The organism is Dyella amyloliquefaciens (assembly GCF_004296575.1).
GTDB classification, from domain to species: Bacteria; Pseudomonadota; Gammaproteobacteria; order Xanthomonadales; family Rhodanobacteraceae; genus Dyella; species Dyella amyloliquefaciens.
The window spans coordinates 476,655-490,941 of sequence record NZ_SAYT01000001.1 but is presented as its reverse complement, the minus strand read 5'-3'; the positions used below and the strand labels follow the sequence as shown (position 1 = coordinate 490,941).

Here is a 14,287-nt window from a genome sequence, read left to right as displayed (position 1 = left end):
TCCCGGAGGGAGAAGGGTTCACGGTGCTGATCGCGCNTTGGGGAGAGGGTTCGGTGTTACCTGAGCGCCCATTACTCCGCGCTCCGACCGCACCCTCATCCGGCTGCTGCCACCTTCTCCCGAAGGGAGAAGGGTTCACGGTGCTGATCGCGCCTCAGTTCGTCATCCCCCGGCAGACTGCACGCCCCAAGCTCAAGCGCCGCAACGCTTCTGCAACCATTCCGCCATCGTGCGGTGACCTGCCGGCGGCATCCTGACATCCCGGTAACCACCGGGAGAGACTGCCATGGCGACCTTCCACTGCCGCAGCGCCTTCATCTCCGACGTGCATCTGGGCACGCCTGACTGCAAGGCCAGCTATCTGCTCGATTTCCTGCGCAAGCTGCGCTGCGAGAAGTTGTACCTCGTGGGCGATATCGTCGACATGGAGTCGCTGGCCCGCCGTACCTGGTGGCACGCCGACCACGGCGCAGTCGTCGCCGAGGTGCTCGACCTCGCCCAGCGCGGTGTCGAAGTCATCTACATCCCCGGCAACCATGACGCGCCGATGCGCGGTCTCGCCGGCCAGACCCTCGGTGGCGTGAAGATCGAGCTGGACGCAGTACACGAGGGGGCCGATGGGCGCCGCTACCGCGTCAGCCATGGCGACGAATTCGATCCGGAGCACGTCGGGCGCACATGGATGGTGCACCTGGGGGAAGTGATGCATCGCTTCATCTGCTGGACCAACCGTCGCGTCCACGCGATGCGCCGCCGCCTGGAACTGCCCTACCTGCCCCTGTCCATCATCGTGAAGTCGCATATCGGCAAGGCGCTGGCGTACATCCGCGCCTACGAGGAGCGCGTGGCCGGCGACGCCCGCGAGCGCGGCTTCGACGGCCATATCTGCGGCCACATCCACTTCGGCCACGTACGCGAGATGGATGGCGTGCTGTATCTCAATGACGGGGACTGGGTGGAGCACTGCACGGCGCTGGTGGAAGACCATACGGGCGCCATGGAGCTGATCCACTGGAGCGAGCAGCACGCCCCGCTGGGCCGGGCCAGCCGCGAACTGGTGCTGCCCTCGCCCGCCGCTGCGCTGGCGCTGGCCCCGTTGACCCGCAGCCGGCTGGATCTCGGGGAGCTGCGCCCTGCCGCCTGATCGGGAACCCGCTGTCGCACCTTGAAGGCGCGGCGGGCGTCGGCATATCAAGGGGGCTACAATTTGCCCTCTTTGCCGGAGTCATCCATGTCCCTCGACAGCGCCACCCGCGAACGTATCGAATCCCTGCTGCAGAGCCACCGCGTGGTGCTGTTCATGAAGGGCACCCGTAACCAGCCGATGTGCGGCTTCTCCGCCGCGGCCACCAACACGCTCAACGAGCTGCTGCCGGATTACCACACGGTCAACGTGCTGGAAGACCCGGAAATCCGCGAGGGCATCAAGGCTTACGGCGACTGGCCGACGATTCCGCAGCTCTATGTGGGCGGCGAACTGGTCGGCGGCGCCGACATCATTCGCCAGATGTACGCCAGCGGCGAGCTGCACCAGCTGTTCGGTGCCTCCGCGCCGGATCGCACCCCGCCGGAAATCACCATCACCGACAAAGCCGCCGAGGCCATCCGCCAGGGCACCACCAATGCGCAGGGCCTCGCCCTGCACCTGGAAATCGGCCCGGACCACAGCGCTGGCTTCCAGCTTGCCCCGGCCGGCGACCACGACATCGTGGTCACCTCCAACGGCATCGAAGTGCATTTCGACCCGGGTAGCGCCCAGCGCGCCAAGGGCATCGTGATCGACTGGGTCTCCACCGTGCAGGGCGAAGGCCTCAGCCTGAAGTTCCCGGGCGCCCAGGAGATCGGCTCCCTGACCGTGCAGGAGCTCAAGGCCCGCCTCGCCGCCGGCGATCTCACCCTCGTCGACGTGCGTCCGGCCCAGGGCCGCGCCCAGGCGGCGCCGCTGGCGCAGGCCCGCGTGCTGGAAGAGGAAGGCTACGAAACGCTGGCCGCCCTGCCCAAGGACACCGCGATCGCTTTCATCTGCCACCACGGCGTGTCCAGCCGCGGCGTCGCCGAGCGCTTTGCGGCCCATGGCTTTACCAAGGTCTACAACGTCGAGGGTGGCATGGACGCGTGGTCGCGTGACATCGACCCGTCGGTGCCGCAGTACTGATAACGCTTGCTGGTCGCGCTGATTGAAAAGGCGCCCACTTCGGTGGGCGCCTTTTTCTTTGCGTCAACGTCGCATTGAACACAAACGGCCCGCTGGCCAGCGACAACACGCACGAACCGCTCGTCCCGGGCACGCAGCCCTACCTCGACATGGCCCGCTGCCGGCGCCGGGAAAATTCAGCAACCGTTTAGGTATGTGATTTTTTTGCAGTGAGAAATCACGAATCGTCTGGACGTGATCCGCACGTTAACGCGCCAAGGTTTGGAAAAATCGCATGGTTTCGCGGTTTTACCGTCACGGGCGGCGAAATACGTAATTTATTGCTCAATTACCGAACCGGAGCCGCGCGACGGGCGCGCTTTTATCGGCATTTTTCTGCGATACCTGCCAAGGCATCAAGGCCATTGTGAGCTCCGTCAGTTATGCGTAAGGTCTGTCCGCGCCTCACCGGGTAACCCTCACAAGACGATCCGGCGGCGGTGCGGGGAGTGCCATTTTTTCGAGTGAATTCAGCTATTTCGCAAACGAAATGGCACGGGCTCGCTTGTCCGGAAAATCGCGCTTGCTTGGTGGCTCCGGAACGCGACGTCGCTCCGGGCCTCTCGGAAAAGGTGTGTGTCATGCCGTGGAATCGTGATCTACCCATCTCGTGTCACCTCGGGATCGCCTCGGCGATCACCAACGCGCTGAGCATCGCCAGCGAAACCACTACGTAGTCATTCCGTCAGGCGCCAGCCGTCGGCTGGGCGTCTTTTTGGGGAGAAAGGGCCAGTCAGCCAATCCGTGCATGCCACGGGTTGCGGTGGCGTGCACCCGCGCGACCGGACCAGCCCGCATTGAGTCGTACCACCTGGTTAAGGGGAAAGCATGTCCAACCATAGATTTGTACCCATGAATCGCCGGCAGGCGCTGCGCCGCACGGCGCTCGCACTGGCGGTGACCGCCGGCGTCGCCCTGGCGAGTCCGGTCTTCGCGCAGAGCTCGACCGGCTCGATCTTCGGCTCCGCACCGACCGCAGCGAACGAGACGGTGCTGATCCAGAGCGACAGCGGCGTGAACCGCGAGGTGCCGGTCGATGCGAACGGCCGTTACTCGGCCGGAAGCCTGCCGCTGGGCACCTACAAGGTGAGCCTGAAGAAGGATGGTGCCGTCGTCGACACGCGCACGAACATCACACTGGTGGTGGGCGCGGGTACGCAGGTGTCGTTCGCGGCTGCCGCGTCCGAGGACGCCAAGAGCCTTGGCGCCGTCACCGTGATGGCCAACGCGTTGCCGGCCATCGACGTCAGCCAGGTCGACTCGCGCACGGTGATCACCTCCGAACAGCTGGCCAAGCTGCCCTTGCAGCGCACCGCTGAAGCCATCGCCACGCTCGCTCCAGGCGTCAACACGGGCAGCGGCTACTTCACCAGCTCCACCGGCCAGACGCTCAATACGTTCGGCGGCTCATCCATTGCCGAGAACGCGTATTACATCAACGGTTTCAACACCAGCGATCCGTTGCACAACTTCGGCGGCCTCACCCTGCCTTACGGCGCGGTGGACCAGGAGCAGGTGCTCACCGGCGGCTACGGCGCGGCGTACGGCCGTTCCGACGGCGGCGTGATCAACCAGGTCGGCAAGCGCGGCACCAATGACTGGCATTTCGGCGGGCAGGTGCTGCTCCAGCCGAGCTGGGCGCAGAGCAACCCCGACAACTACTACCTGACCAACGGGCAGCTGTATCGCTATCGCCAGGACAACAACAACCAGTCCACCTACACGTACGACGCCTATTTCGGTGGCCCGCTGATCAAGGACAAGCTGTACGTGTTCGGCGCGGTCGAAGGCTATCAGCAGCAAAACGGCATCAACGTGGGCACGGTGGCCAACGGCACGGCCAAGACCTACTCGTACTCCGACCCGAAGTGGTACGGCAAGATCGACTGGAACATCACCGACAACAACATCCTCGAGTTGACCGGCGCATCCAACAAGACCGAGTACAGCGGCAACACCTACGCTTACAACTACGGTACGGGCAACAGCAAGGGCAGCTGGGGCTCCTACCTCGGTCCGGACACGGAAACCAAGAACGGCGCCGATGTGTGGATCGCCAAGTACACCGGCTATATCACCGACAGCCTCACCGTCGATGCGCTGTACGGCAAGATGCACCAGATCAGCTACAGCAACGCCAGTGGCAGCGATGCGTCGCGCATCCTCGACTCGCAGTACCAGAACCCGGACTACAACGGCGGCGTACCCATCGTGGGCCCGCAGACCTCCGGCTCGGTCGCGAACCCCGACGCACACGACCACACGACCAACTATCGTCTCGACATCAACTACAAGATCGGCAGCCACTCGATCACCGCCGGCATCGACAACCTCAATGTGTCGTCGTACGACATCGGCAATATCGAGCCGGGTCCGGGCTATTCGTGGGAGTACGGCCAAGGCGATCCGACCCTTCCCATCAGCACGGCTGCCGGCGCCGGCGTCGGTGCTCCGGGTGGCAATGGTTACTACGTGGACAAGTACATCTACACCACAGGCGCCGCGGTCGTACACGTGAAGCAGCGTGCGCAGTTCATTGAGGACCAGTGGCAGGTCACCGATCGCGTGCTGCTTTCGCTGGGTCTGCGCAACGACCAGTTCACCAACTACAACCCGGACAGCGTGCCCTACATCCGCCTCGGCAAGCCCAACTGGGCACCGCGCCTGGGTGCCAGCTGGGACGTCTATGGCGACTCCTCGCTCAAGGTCTATGGCAACGCGGGCCGCTATTACCTCGACGAGCCCACCAACGTGGCCATCCGCGGCGCGGCGGGCAGCATCTATACCCGCCAGTACTTCACTTATACCGGCATCGATCCCGCCACCGGTGCGCCCACGGGCCTCACGCAGATTCCGCAGGATGTCTATCCCGGCGTTTCGGCCGACAAGGAATACGGCCAGCCGCCCGATCCGAAGACAGTCACCAGCAGCAACGTGAAGGCCGAGTACCAGGACGAGTACATCGCCGGCGTGGACAAGGCGTTCGAGATGTTCGGCGAGAAGTGGACCGCAGGCGCCAAAGGCACGTACCGCGTGCTGCGCAACGACCTTGACGACGTCTGCGACTACCCGACGTTTGGCGCAGTCGGTGCCTCGCAAGGCTTCGATGAAGGCGCTGCAGAAGGCTCCGGCTGTTACATCATGAACCCGGGTCGCACTGCCGACATCAATGTGCCGCTGACCACCGGTGGCTACGGCACCATGGTGGTGCCGTGGTCGGCATTGGGCATGCCTTCGCTGCTGCGCAAGTACGTGGCTCTGGACACTTACCTCGAGCATCCGTTCGACGGCAAGTGGTACGCCAAGATCATGTACACGTGGTCGCACAGCTACGGCAACACCGAAGGCTCGGTGCGTTCGGACATCGGCCAGGAAGACGTGTCGCAAACCGAGGACTGGGACAACAAGGGCGTGATGACCTACGCCAATGGTGACCAGGCCAACGATCGCCGCCACCAGATCAAGGCGTATGGCTACTACCAGGTGACTCCGGAGTGGCTGGTGGGCGCCAATGTGCAGATCCTGTCCGGCACGCCGATCGTCTGCCTGGGTTACTTCGGAACGGAGCAATCTGATCCCTATAACTATCAGGCTTCGTACCACTTCTGTGGCCCCAACGGCACGCCGGCGGCCCCGGGTTCCACCGGCCGCACGCCGTGGACGGAGCTGGTCAGCCTGAACGCCGAATACCGTCCGGATTGGGCTCAGCACAAGCTCGCCTTCACGGTGCAGGTCTACAACCTGTTCGACCAGCAGCGCGCCACCGAGCTGTACGGCACGTCCGAGTCGGGTGCGGGCCAGGCGTCCCCGCTGTTCAAGGTGCCGCTGTACTACACCACCCCGCGCTACGTGCAATTCGGCGTCAGCTACGACTTCTGACGCCATCGTTCCCCGCAACAGGGAGCTGAAGGACCACTCCTTATCAATCAACACTCCCCCGCATCCCGGGGGAGTCTTCAGGTAACGCTACCCGGGAGTACGGCTCGCATTAACCCTCCCGTTATCGATCCTGGCTAGCGCCAGCTCCCGGCATACCAGGCGGCGAGGGATTCGCCGCCCTTTTTTTCGGGTCAAGTGACACTTTGGTAATCCGACGGATGCTTCACCCCCTAAGGCGGCCGGAAGGCTCGCCTGTTAGCATGTGCGCACTCATCCGCCCGTGTGCCCGTATGCGTATCCTGCTGGTCGAAGACGATTCCCTGGTATCCGATGCCATCAACCGCGGCCTGGTGGGCTCCGGCTATGTGGTGGACGCGGTGCCCGACGCCGAGTCGGTGGCGGCCCGCCTGGCCGACTCGCATTACGACCTGGCCATCGTCGACCTGGGCCTGCCCGGCGAGGACGGCCTGTCCCTGGTGCGCAAGCTGCGCCGTAGCGGCAGTTCCCTGCCGCTGTTGATCGTCACTGCACGCGACGGCCTGGACGACCGCATCAATGCGCTCGACCTCGGCGCCGACGACTACCTGGTCAAGCCCTTCGCGCTGCCCGAACTGGCCGCGCGTTGCCGTGCCCTGATCCGTCGCGCCACGGCTGCCGCGGCCAACGAGATCGTCATCGGTGGCCTCCGCATCGACCTGGCCGGCCGCCGTGCGCTCAATGAAAAGGGCGAAGTGCTGGAGCTGACCCGCCGCGAGTGGTCGATCCTCGAGTGCCTGGCCCACCACAGCGGTCGCGTGGTGAGCAAGGAGCGCCTCACCCAGGCCATCACCGGATGGAGCGAGGACATCTCGGGCAACGCGATCGAAGTGCACGTCTCGCGCCTGCGCAGCAAGCTGGGCAGCGCAGCCACCGTGCGCGGCATCCGCGGACTGGGCTATCGCCTCGAAGATGGCTGAGAGCCGGCGCCCCACCAGCGTCCACGGAAGGTTGCTGAGCTATCTGCTGGTCCCGCTGTTCCTGCTGCTGGTGGCGGGCGTGGCGGTCGATCATCACGTCATCGTCAGTCCGATCCATAGCGCGTTCGATCATTCCCTGTCGCGCTCGGCGCTGGCCATCGTGGCGCGCATCCGCCCGGGCATCGACGGCGTGCCGGAAGTGGCACTGCCGCAGCATCCGCCGCCGCCGCTGCGCGCGATGTCGGACGAACACTTCTTCTATCGCGTCAGCCTGCCCAGCGGCGTCACCGTCGCCGGCACCCCGGATCTGCCGCTGGCGCCGGACAGCCAGTCCGATGACGGCTTCAGCTATACCAACGTCACCTATCGCGGCGATACCTTCCGCCTCGCCAGCTACCGCACCAGCGAGACCGGTGAATCGCTGATCGTCACCGTGGCGGAAACGCCTGCGCGGCGTGATCGCGCGGTGCATCGCCTGGACGTGGCCTTTCTCATCAACGACACCGTGCAGATGGTGGCGGTGCTGGTCATTGCGCTAATCGGCATTCGCATCGCGCTGCGCCCGCTGCAACGGCTGAGCCAGCAGCTCGCGCGCCGCCCATCGCAGGCGCTCACCCGGCTTCCCACCCAGCACGTGCCATCCGAAGTGTTGCCGCTGGTGGAATCGCTCAACAACCTGCTCGGCCGTGTTCGCGACTCGGTGCTTTCGCAACAGCACTTCATGGCCAACGCCGCCCATCAGCTACGCACGCCGCTGACCGGACTGAAGGCGCAACTCGAAGTGCTGGCCCGCGAGACGTCCGGCGGCCCCCTGCAGGAGCGCATCGCGCTGCTGCACGGCGGCGTCGACCGGCTGGCCCATACCGCCAACCAGTTGCTGACCCTCGCCCGCGCGGAACCATCGGCGCATCGCTCCAGCCATTTCGCCGTGATCGAGCTGCCCAAGCTGATCGGCGAGGTGATCGACGGTTCGCTCGATCGCGCCATCGCCCATGGCATCGACCTGGGTGCGGACAGCCACCCGGCGCAGGTCAATGGCGTGTACTGGCTGCTGCACGAATTGCTCGGCAACCTGATGGACAACGCCATCCGGCATACCCCGGCGGGCGGCAACATCACGATCCGCTGCGGCATGGAACAGGGACACCCGTACCTCGAGGTCGACGACAGCGGCAGCGGCATTGCGCCGGAAGAGCGCGAGAAGGTCCGCGAGCGCTTCTATCGTGGCAGCGGCAACCAGACCGACGGCTGCGGCCTGGGCCTGGCCATCGTGGACGAGGTGGCGCGCGTCCATAACGCCCAGTTGAGCATCCTGGACGGCAGTACCGGCCGAGGCACCCGCATGCGGATCGATTTCCCGCCGATGGCGTGAAACCCGCCTGCCACGGGCAGGCACTTTGAATTTCGCCGATCCACCCCCAAAGTGGGGACAGCCTTTGACAGGAGTCCCCCGTGTCCATACCCAGTGCCGTCAAGAGCACGCCGATCGGCAGCCGCCAGCAGCTCATCGATTACCTTGCAGCCGGCGAGAAGCCGCGCGATGCCTGGCGCATCGGCACCGAACACGAGAAGTTCGGGTTCCTCACCGACACCCTGCGCCCCCCCACGTTCGACGGCGATCGCGGCATCCGCGTGCTGCTGGAAACCCTGGCCCAGCGCTACGGCTGGGATGTCGCCCGCGAAGGCGACAACCCGGTGGCGCTGTCGCGCGACATGGCCTCCATCACGCTCGAACCGGCCGGCCAGCTGGAGCTTTCCGGCGCACCGTTGGAAACGATCCACCAGACCTGTGGCGAGGTGAACTCGCACCTGACCGAGGTACGTTCGATCGCGGACGACCTTGGCATCGGCTTCCTCGGCATGGGCTTCCAGCCCAAATGGCGCCGCGAGGAGATGCCGTGGATGCCCAAGGGCCGCTACAAGATCATGCGCGAGTACATGCCCAAGGTCGGCAACCTCGGCCTGGACATGATGACGCGCACCTGCACGGTGCAGGTGAACCTGGACTTCGACAGCGAGGCGGACATGGTGCGCAAGTTCCGCACCAGCCTCGCGCTGCAGCCGATCGCCACCGCACTGTTTGCCGACTCGCCCTTCACGGATGGCCGTCCAAACGGCTACCTGTCGTACCGCTCGCACGTGTGGGAGGACACCGATCCCGACCGCACCGGCATGCTTGATTTCGTCTTCGAGGACAGCTTCGGCTACGAACGCTACGTCGACTACATGCTCGACGTGCCGATGTACTTCAGCTACCAGAACGGCACCTACACCGACCTCTCGGGCCAGGACTTCAAGCGCTTCATGGCCGGCGACCTGCCCGCCCTGCCGGGCGTGCGCGCCACCATGAAGGACTGGGCCGACCACCTCACCACCGCTTTCCCGGAAGTGCGCCTCAAGCAGTACCTGGAAATGCGCGGCGCCGACGGCGGCCCGTGGAATCGCCTGTGCGCGCTGCCCGCGCTATGGGTGGGCCTGCTCTATGACGACGATGCGTTGAGCGCCGCGTGGGATCTGGTGAAGGATTTCTCGCACGCCGAACGCCAGGCCTTGCGTGATGGCGTACCGCGCCAGGCGCTGAAGCTTCCGTTCCGCGGCCACAGCGTGCGCGAACTGGCCCGGGAGGTGCTGAAGATCTCTGCCCATGGCCTGAAGCGTCGCGCACGACTCAACCGTACCGGCTCCGACGAAAGCATTTTCCTGGAACCCCTGATCGAAATCGTCGAAGCCAACCAGACGCCCGCCGAACGCAAGCTGGAGCTGTTCCACGGCCCGTGGAACGGCAACGTCGATCCAGTGTTCCGCGAATTCGCCTATTGACCGTACCGGCGCATCGCGCAGCAAAACAAACCCCGCCATGGTGCGGGGTTTTGTTTCACGCAGATGCCGGAAAAAGGTGCTAGCCGGACTGCGCGCCAGCCACTTCCTGCGCACGCGCGTTCGCCTCATCGCTTCGATAGTGCGCACCGAGACTCTCGCGCCGCCCTCTAGCCGCCCTCAGCAATGCCTGCGCCAGTCGTGCCTGCCAGCCGCTTTCGGCCAGCTCGATGCAGCGCCGCAAAGCGGTGCAGAGCGTAGCCTCATCCCGGACCGGCCCTGCGGCCTCCCACAACAAATCCCGCAACTCGCGTCGGGCTGCTTCCGCCAAGCTGCGACCAGGCTTTCGCCATACGAATGCGCCTCTCGGCTGCGCCTGCGGCAGCCGTACGAGGCGCCGGCCCAGTCGCTGTCCGCACAGGACAGCTTCCAGCAATGAATTGCTGGCGAGCCGGTTCGCGCCATGCGCGCCGTTGCAGGCGACTTCGCCCACGGCATAGAGGCCCGGGATGGTCGTGCTGCCATCGAGGTCGGTGCAGAGGCCGCCCATATGGAAGTGCGCCGCGGGCGTCACCGGAATGGGATCGCACCGGGGATCGATACCCTGCCCCAGGCACGCAGCCAGCACAGTAGGGAATCGCTGCTCCCAGTCTCCCGTCACTGCACTGGTATCGAGCAAGACACCACCACCTTCCTGCTGCGACTGCCATACGCGCCGCGCCACCACATCCCGCGGGGCAAGGTCGCCCAGGACGTGAACGCCCTGCATCAAGGGCGCGCCCGATGCATCGATCAGCCTTGCTCCCGCGCCACGCAGCGCTTCGGTGATGAGGGGAAGGCAATGCCCTCCCGGGACATCGAGTGCCGTGGGATGGAACTGCACGAACTCCAGGTCGCGCACGGCTGCCCCGGCGCACATGCCGAGCGCGAGCCCGCTGCCATCGGCCGTGGGCGGGTTGCTGGTCCGGGCAAAAGCCGCGCCGATGCCGCCGGTGGCAAGGACCACGAAGGACGCCTCGATCAGCTCGACGTTGCCCACGGTGTCGCGCGTGCGCACACCGCACACGCGTCCACCGCGCAGCAGGAGTGCATCTACGACAAGGCCTTCCCGGCGCTCTATGCGCGTGTCATCGAGCACCCGCTTGCGCATGGCGCGGATGATCTCCGCGCCGGTGGCGTCACCACCGGCATGCACGATGCGCGCAGCACGATGACCGCCCTCGCGACCGAGCTGCAGATGACCGCTCTCGTCCTGATCGAACAAGGCGCCCATCTCTGCCAGCCAGTCGATTGCGGTCGGAGCCTGCGCGCACAGCCAGCGCACGATTCCGGCGTTGTTGTGTCGCGCGCCAGCGACCAGGGTGTCTTCGATATGGCCCGCTGCGCTATCACTCTTGTCCAGGGCGGCTGCGATGCCACCTTGCGCCAAGGCACTGGCAGTACCGTTGCCGCCCTCCGAACGGGACAGCAGCAGCACCGGCATGGGCGCCGCCGCCAGCGCCGCTGCGAGGCCAGCGGCACCGCCACCGACGATCACCAGCGGCAGCTGCGTGGTCATCCGACGGTTTCGCGCCGGCCAATGGCGAGCATGCGCTGCAGCGCAGCCCGCGCGCGATCTGCCGTATCCCTGGGCACCTGGATCTCGTGCTTCAAGTCGCGAAGGGCCGCATAGATGTTCGGCAGGGTGATCTGCTGCATGTGCGGGCACAGATGGCAGGGCTTGATGAACTCCGTGGCCGGGAACTGCACGCGCAGGTTGTCGGCCATCGAGCACTCGGTGATCAAGGCCACGCGGGCCGGCTTCTCCTGGTCCAGCCAGCGACTCATGGCCGTGGTGGAACCGACGAAGTCCGCCTCCGCCAGCACTTCGGGAGCACATTCGGGATGCGCCACCAGGCGGGCCTCGAACTGCTCGCGCGCATGCCGCGCCTGCGACGCGGTGAACTTCTCATGCACCTCGCAACGGCCATCCCACAACACCAGCTCAACCTCGGTCTGCGCGGCCACATGCCGACCGAGAAACTGGTCCGGCAGGAAGATCACCTTGCCCGCCCCCATCGACTCGACCACCTGCACGGCATTGGCCGATGTGCAGATCGCGTCCGACTCCGCCTTTACCGCCGCCGATGTGTTGGCGTAACTGACCACCGGCACGCCGGGGTGACGGCGACGAAGCGCGCGCACATCCTCCGCCGTGATGGACGAGGCCAACGAGCAGCCTGCTTCCAGGCTGGGGATCAACACGGTTTTTTCCGGCGCAAGGATCTTTGCGCTCTCGGCCATGAAGTGGACGCCGCATAGCAGGATCAGTTCCGCGTCGCACTTGCTCGCCGCCTGCGCCAGCCCGAGCGAATCGCCAGTGACGTCGGCGACGCCATGGAAGATCTCGGGCGACTGGTAGCTGTGCGCCATGATCACCGCGCCGCGCTGCTTCTTCAGCTGGTTGATCGCGTCGATCCATGGCAGGTGCATGGGCACCTCGAAGCACGGAATTCTCGTCGACAGTCGTTCGGACAGTTCCGCGTACTCGTCGATGAGCTCGTCGCGCCAGGTGGGTCGAGGGAAGTCCAATGCGTGGGTCATGACCGCGGTCAACCTCATCCGGTCCAAGGGGGCGACGCGGGAGAGGCAACGCACCAGCGCGCATGGCACGCCCCCGGTACGCCCCTGACACCCGCTGTTGAATGCCATCACGACGGCATTCGCAACGTGGGCACGCGCTGCAGTGGATGACGGGGCGTATCTTCTTGGGGAAAGACGTGCAGGCACCCTGACTCAGGTCAAGGCTACGCAGGCACGCGTGCGTCCGATAGAGCATCGTTCGTTGGCGGAGCGCGTGGGATGGACTTCATCGCCATCGCCGCGATGTCGATGGCAAGCCATACCCGAAGCGGCCCGGCTTCGCATGATCGACAGGCGAATACCCCTCCAGCATGAGGGGGGCCTGCACTCCCGCGAGGCGCTATAAATCGCAGGTGCTAGCGCACCGACATGCCATCGCTTTGCCGCCACTCTTCCGCTTGGAAAGGTGTGCTCTTCGCAAGGACCGACGCTTCTGCTTAACTTCGATCTGATACATGGCATTCGGACGGCCAGGGGACACCTTTCACCAGCCTTAAGAATACCCACGACGGCAGCTGAATCATTCGCGTTTCGCCATCCAAACGGCGTAACGCGACCCATGGATAAGGTTCCCGAAAGTAAGCAGCACGGATACTCGCAAAAGCCACGGGAGGGCTTGTACCAACCACTTCGCAAGAAGTATTGCGCTGGACGCGATGGTTTAACTCAATAGCAACGTTTCAGCTCCTGGTGTCGCGTGCAAAAAAACAGCGTTCGTGCTGAGCAGGTTTCCCTGCCGAAAAAAGGCGTCTACCGCATCCTTGTCTGCCGACCCAATCATCGGCTGGGCAATACGATCCTGTTGACCCCGCTGATCACCGAGCTGGAACGCATCTACAAGGGTGCGGAGATCGACATTCTTTCCGAGGGGCCGATCGCCGAAGAGGTGTTCGCCAGCTTTTTCAGCGTCAAGAACGTCTACTGCCTGCCCAAGCGTGGCTTCAAGCGTCCGGTTCCGTTCCTCGGAAAATTGCTGCGCATCCGCAAGACCCAGTACGACCTGATCATCGACCCCTGCCTCGGCTCCGGCTTCAGCCGCGCACTCACCAAGTTCCTCCATGGCCGCTTCAAGCTGGGCTTCAGTGACGACGCAACGGGATCCGGCCTGACGCATCCGGTGCCGACGGCGGCAGCGCACCATCACATGGCGCAGCGCCCCATCAACCTGTTGCGCTGGGCACGCGCGCACTATGCGGGCGAGAACGACGCGACGGGTGACTATCCTTCGCTGGATATCCGCCTGACCGACGAAGAACGTGCACAAGGTCGCGCGGTGATCGGCCAGCTCCTGCCGCCTGCGCGCCTGGGCACATCCTCGCCGGTCATTGGCATCTTCGCGAACGCGACGGGCGCCAAGCGCTACCCGGCGTCCTGGTGGAATGAATTCATCGAGGCGTTCGAGGCGATGAGCCCGCAGTCGCGCCTGCTGGAACTCATTCCCATGCACGGTCATTCCATGCTTGGCGAGGCGTGGCCGGGCTATTACTCGTCCGACATCCGCCGCATGGGCGCGGTGATGGCAGGCATGGATCTGATGATCACCGCCGATTGCGGAGTGATGCATCTCGCGGTGGCCTCCAAGGTGCCCACGGTCGGCATGTTCAGTGTGACCGATGCTTCCGTTTATGCGCCTTACGGGCTGGGCAGCTGCCCGCTGATGACGCATGGCCTGTCCGCGCGCGAGGCCGCCGAACAGGTGATGCGCAGCTTCCCCGCCCTGCTCGGGCCCGGCGGTTCGGCCAGCAGTGTGGCGGCTGCGAGCCCTGCCCTCGACTGGAACGATGCCGGCAGAATGGGTAGCCTCGGGCTTTCGCACTGA

9 protein-coding genes are annotated in these 14,287 nt (G+C 64.9%); 7 read left to right on the top strand and 2 right to left on the bottom strand.

The window, feature by feature from the left end:
* Window positions 1–286: 286 nt before the first annotated feature.
* The 6 genes from EPB08_RS01950 to EPB08_RS01925 all read left to right on the top strand — a co-directional run bounded on the left by EPB08_RS01950 (window position 287) and on the right by EPB08_RS01925 (window position 9,849).
* Window positions 287–1,144: a UDP-2,3-diacylglucosamine diphosphatase gene (locus tag EPB08_RS01950; protein ID WP_130617371.1), complete on the top strand. Its 858-nt coding sequence runs from the start codon at window positions 287–289 to the stop codon at window positions 1,142–1,144.
* Between the two features lie 87 nt (window positions 1,145–1,231).
* Window positions 1,232–2,155 carry a Grx4 family monothiol glutaredoxin gene (gene grxD, locus EPB08_RS01945; protein ID WP_130617370.1) on the top strand — a complete coding sequence of 308 codons (924 nt, stop codon included), beginning with the start codon at window positions 1,232–1,234 and terminating at the stop codon, window positions 2,153–2,155.
* Window positions 2,156–3,022: 867 nt separating this feature from the next.
* Window positions 3,023–6,073, top strand: a complete 3,051-nt coding sequence (locus tag EPB08_RS01940) for a TonB-dependent receptor (protein WP_229238180.1) — start codon at window positions 3,023–3,025, stop codon at window positions 6,071–6,073.
* A 290-nt stretch (window positions 6,074–6,363) separates the two neighbouring features.
* The gene (locus tag EPB08_RS01935; RefSeq protein ID WP_130617369.1) at window positions 6,364–7,029 is read left to right on the top strand and encodes a response regulator; all 666 of its coding nucleotides are present in this window, start codon (window positions 6,364–6,366) and stop codon (window positions 7,027–7,029) included.
* Entirely contained in the window at window positions 7,022–8,401 is a 1,380-nt protein-coding gene (locus EPB08_RS01930; protein ID WP_130617368.1) for a sensor histidine kinase, read from the top strand. The genes EPB08_RS01935 and EPB08_RS01930 overlap by 8 nt, the downstream gene beginning before the upstream one ends.
* An 80-nt stretch (window positions 8,402–8,481) precedes the next feature.
* Entirely contained in the window at window positions 8,482–9,849 is a 1,368-nt protein-coding gene (locus EPB08_RS01925; protein WP_130617367.1) for a glutamate--cysteine ligase, read from the top strand.
* A gap of 79 nt (window positions 9,850–9,928) precedes the next feature.
* On the opposite strand, the gene nadB is transcribed toward EPB08_RS01925, so the two are convergent.
* Entirely contained in the window at window positions 9,929–11,404 is a 1,476-nt protein-coding gene (gene nadB, locus EPB08_RS01920; RefSeq protein ID WP_130617366.1) for an L-aspartate oxidase, read from the bottom strand.
* Window positions 11,401–12,429, bottom strand: coding sequence for a quinolinate synthase NadA (gene nadA, locus EPB08_RS01915; RefSeq protein WP_130617365.1), 1,029 nt, complete (start codon window positions 12,427–12,429; stop codon window positions 11,401–11,403). The genes nadB and nadA overlap by 4 nt, the downstream gene beginning before the upstream one ends.
* Window positions 12,430–13,165: 736 nt before the next feature.
* On the opposite strand from nadA, the gene EPB08_RS01910 reads away from it, so the two are divergent.
* Window positions 13,166–14,287 (top strand): glycosyltransferase family 9 protein, encoded by a 1,122-nt coding sequence (locus EPB08_RS01910; RefSeq protein WP_130617364.1) that lies wholly within the window; start codon window positions 13,166–13,168, stop codon window positions 14,285–14,287.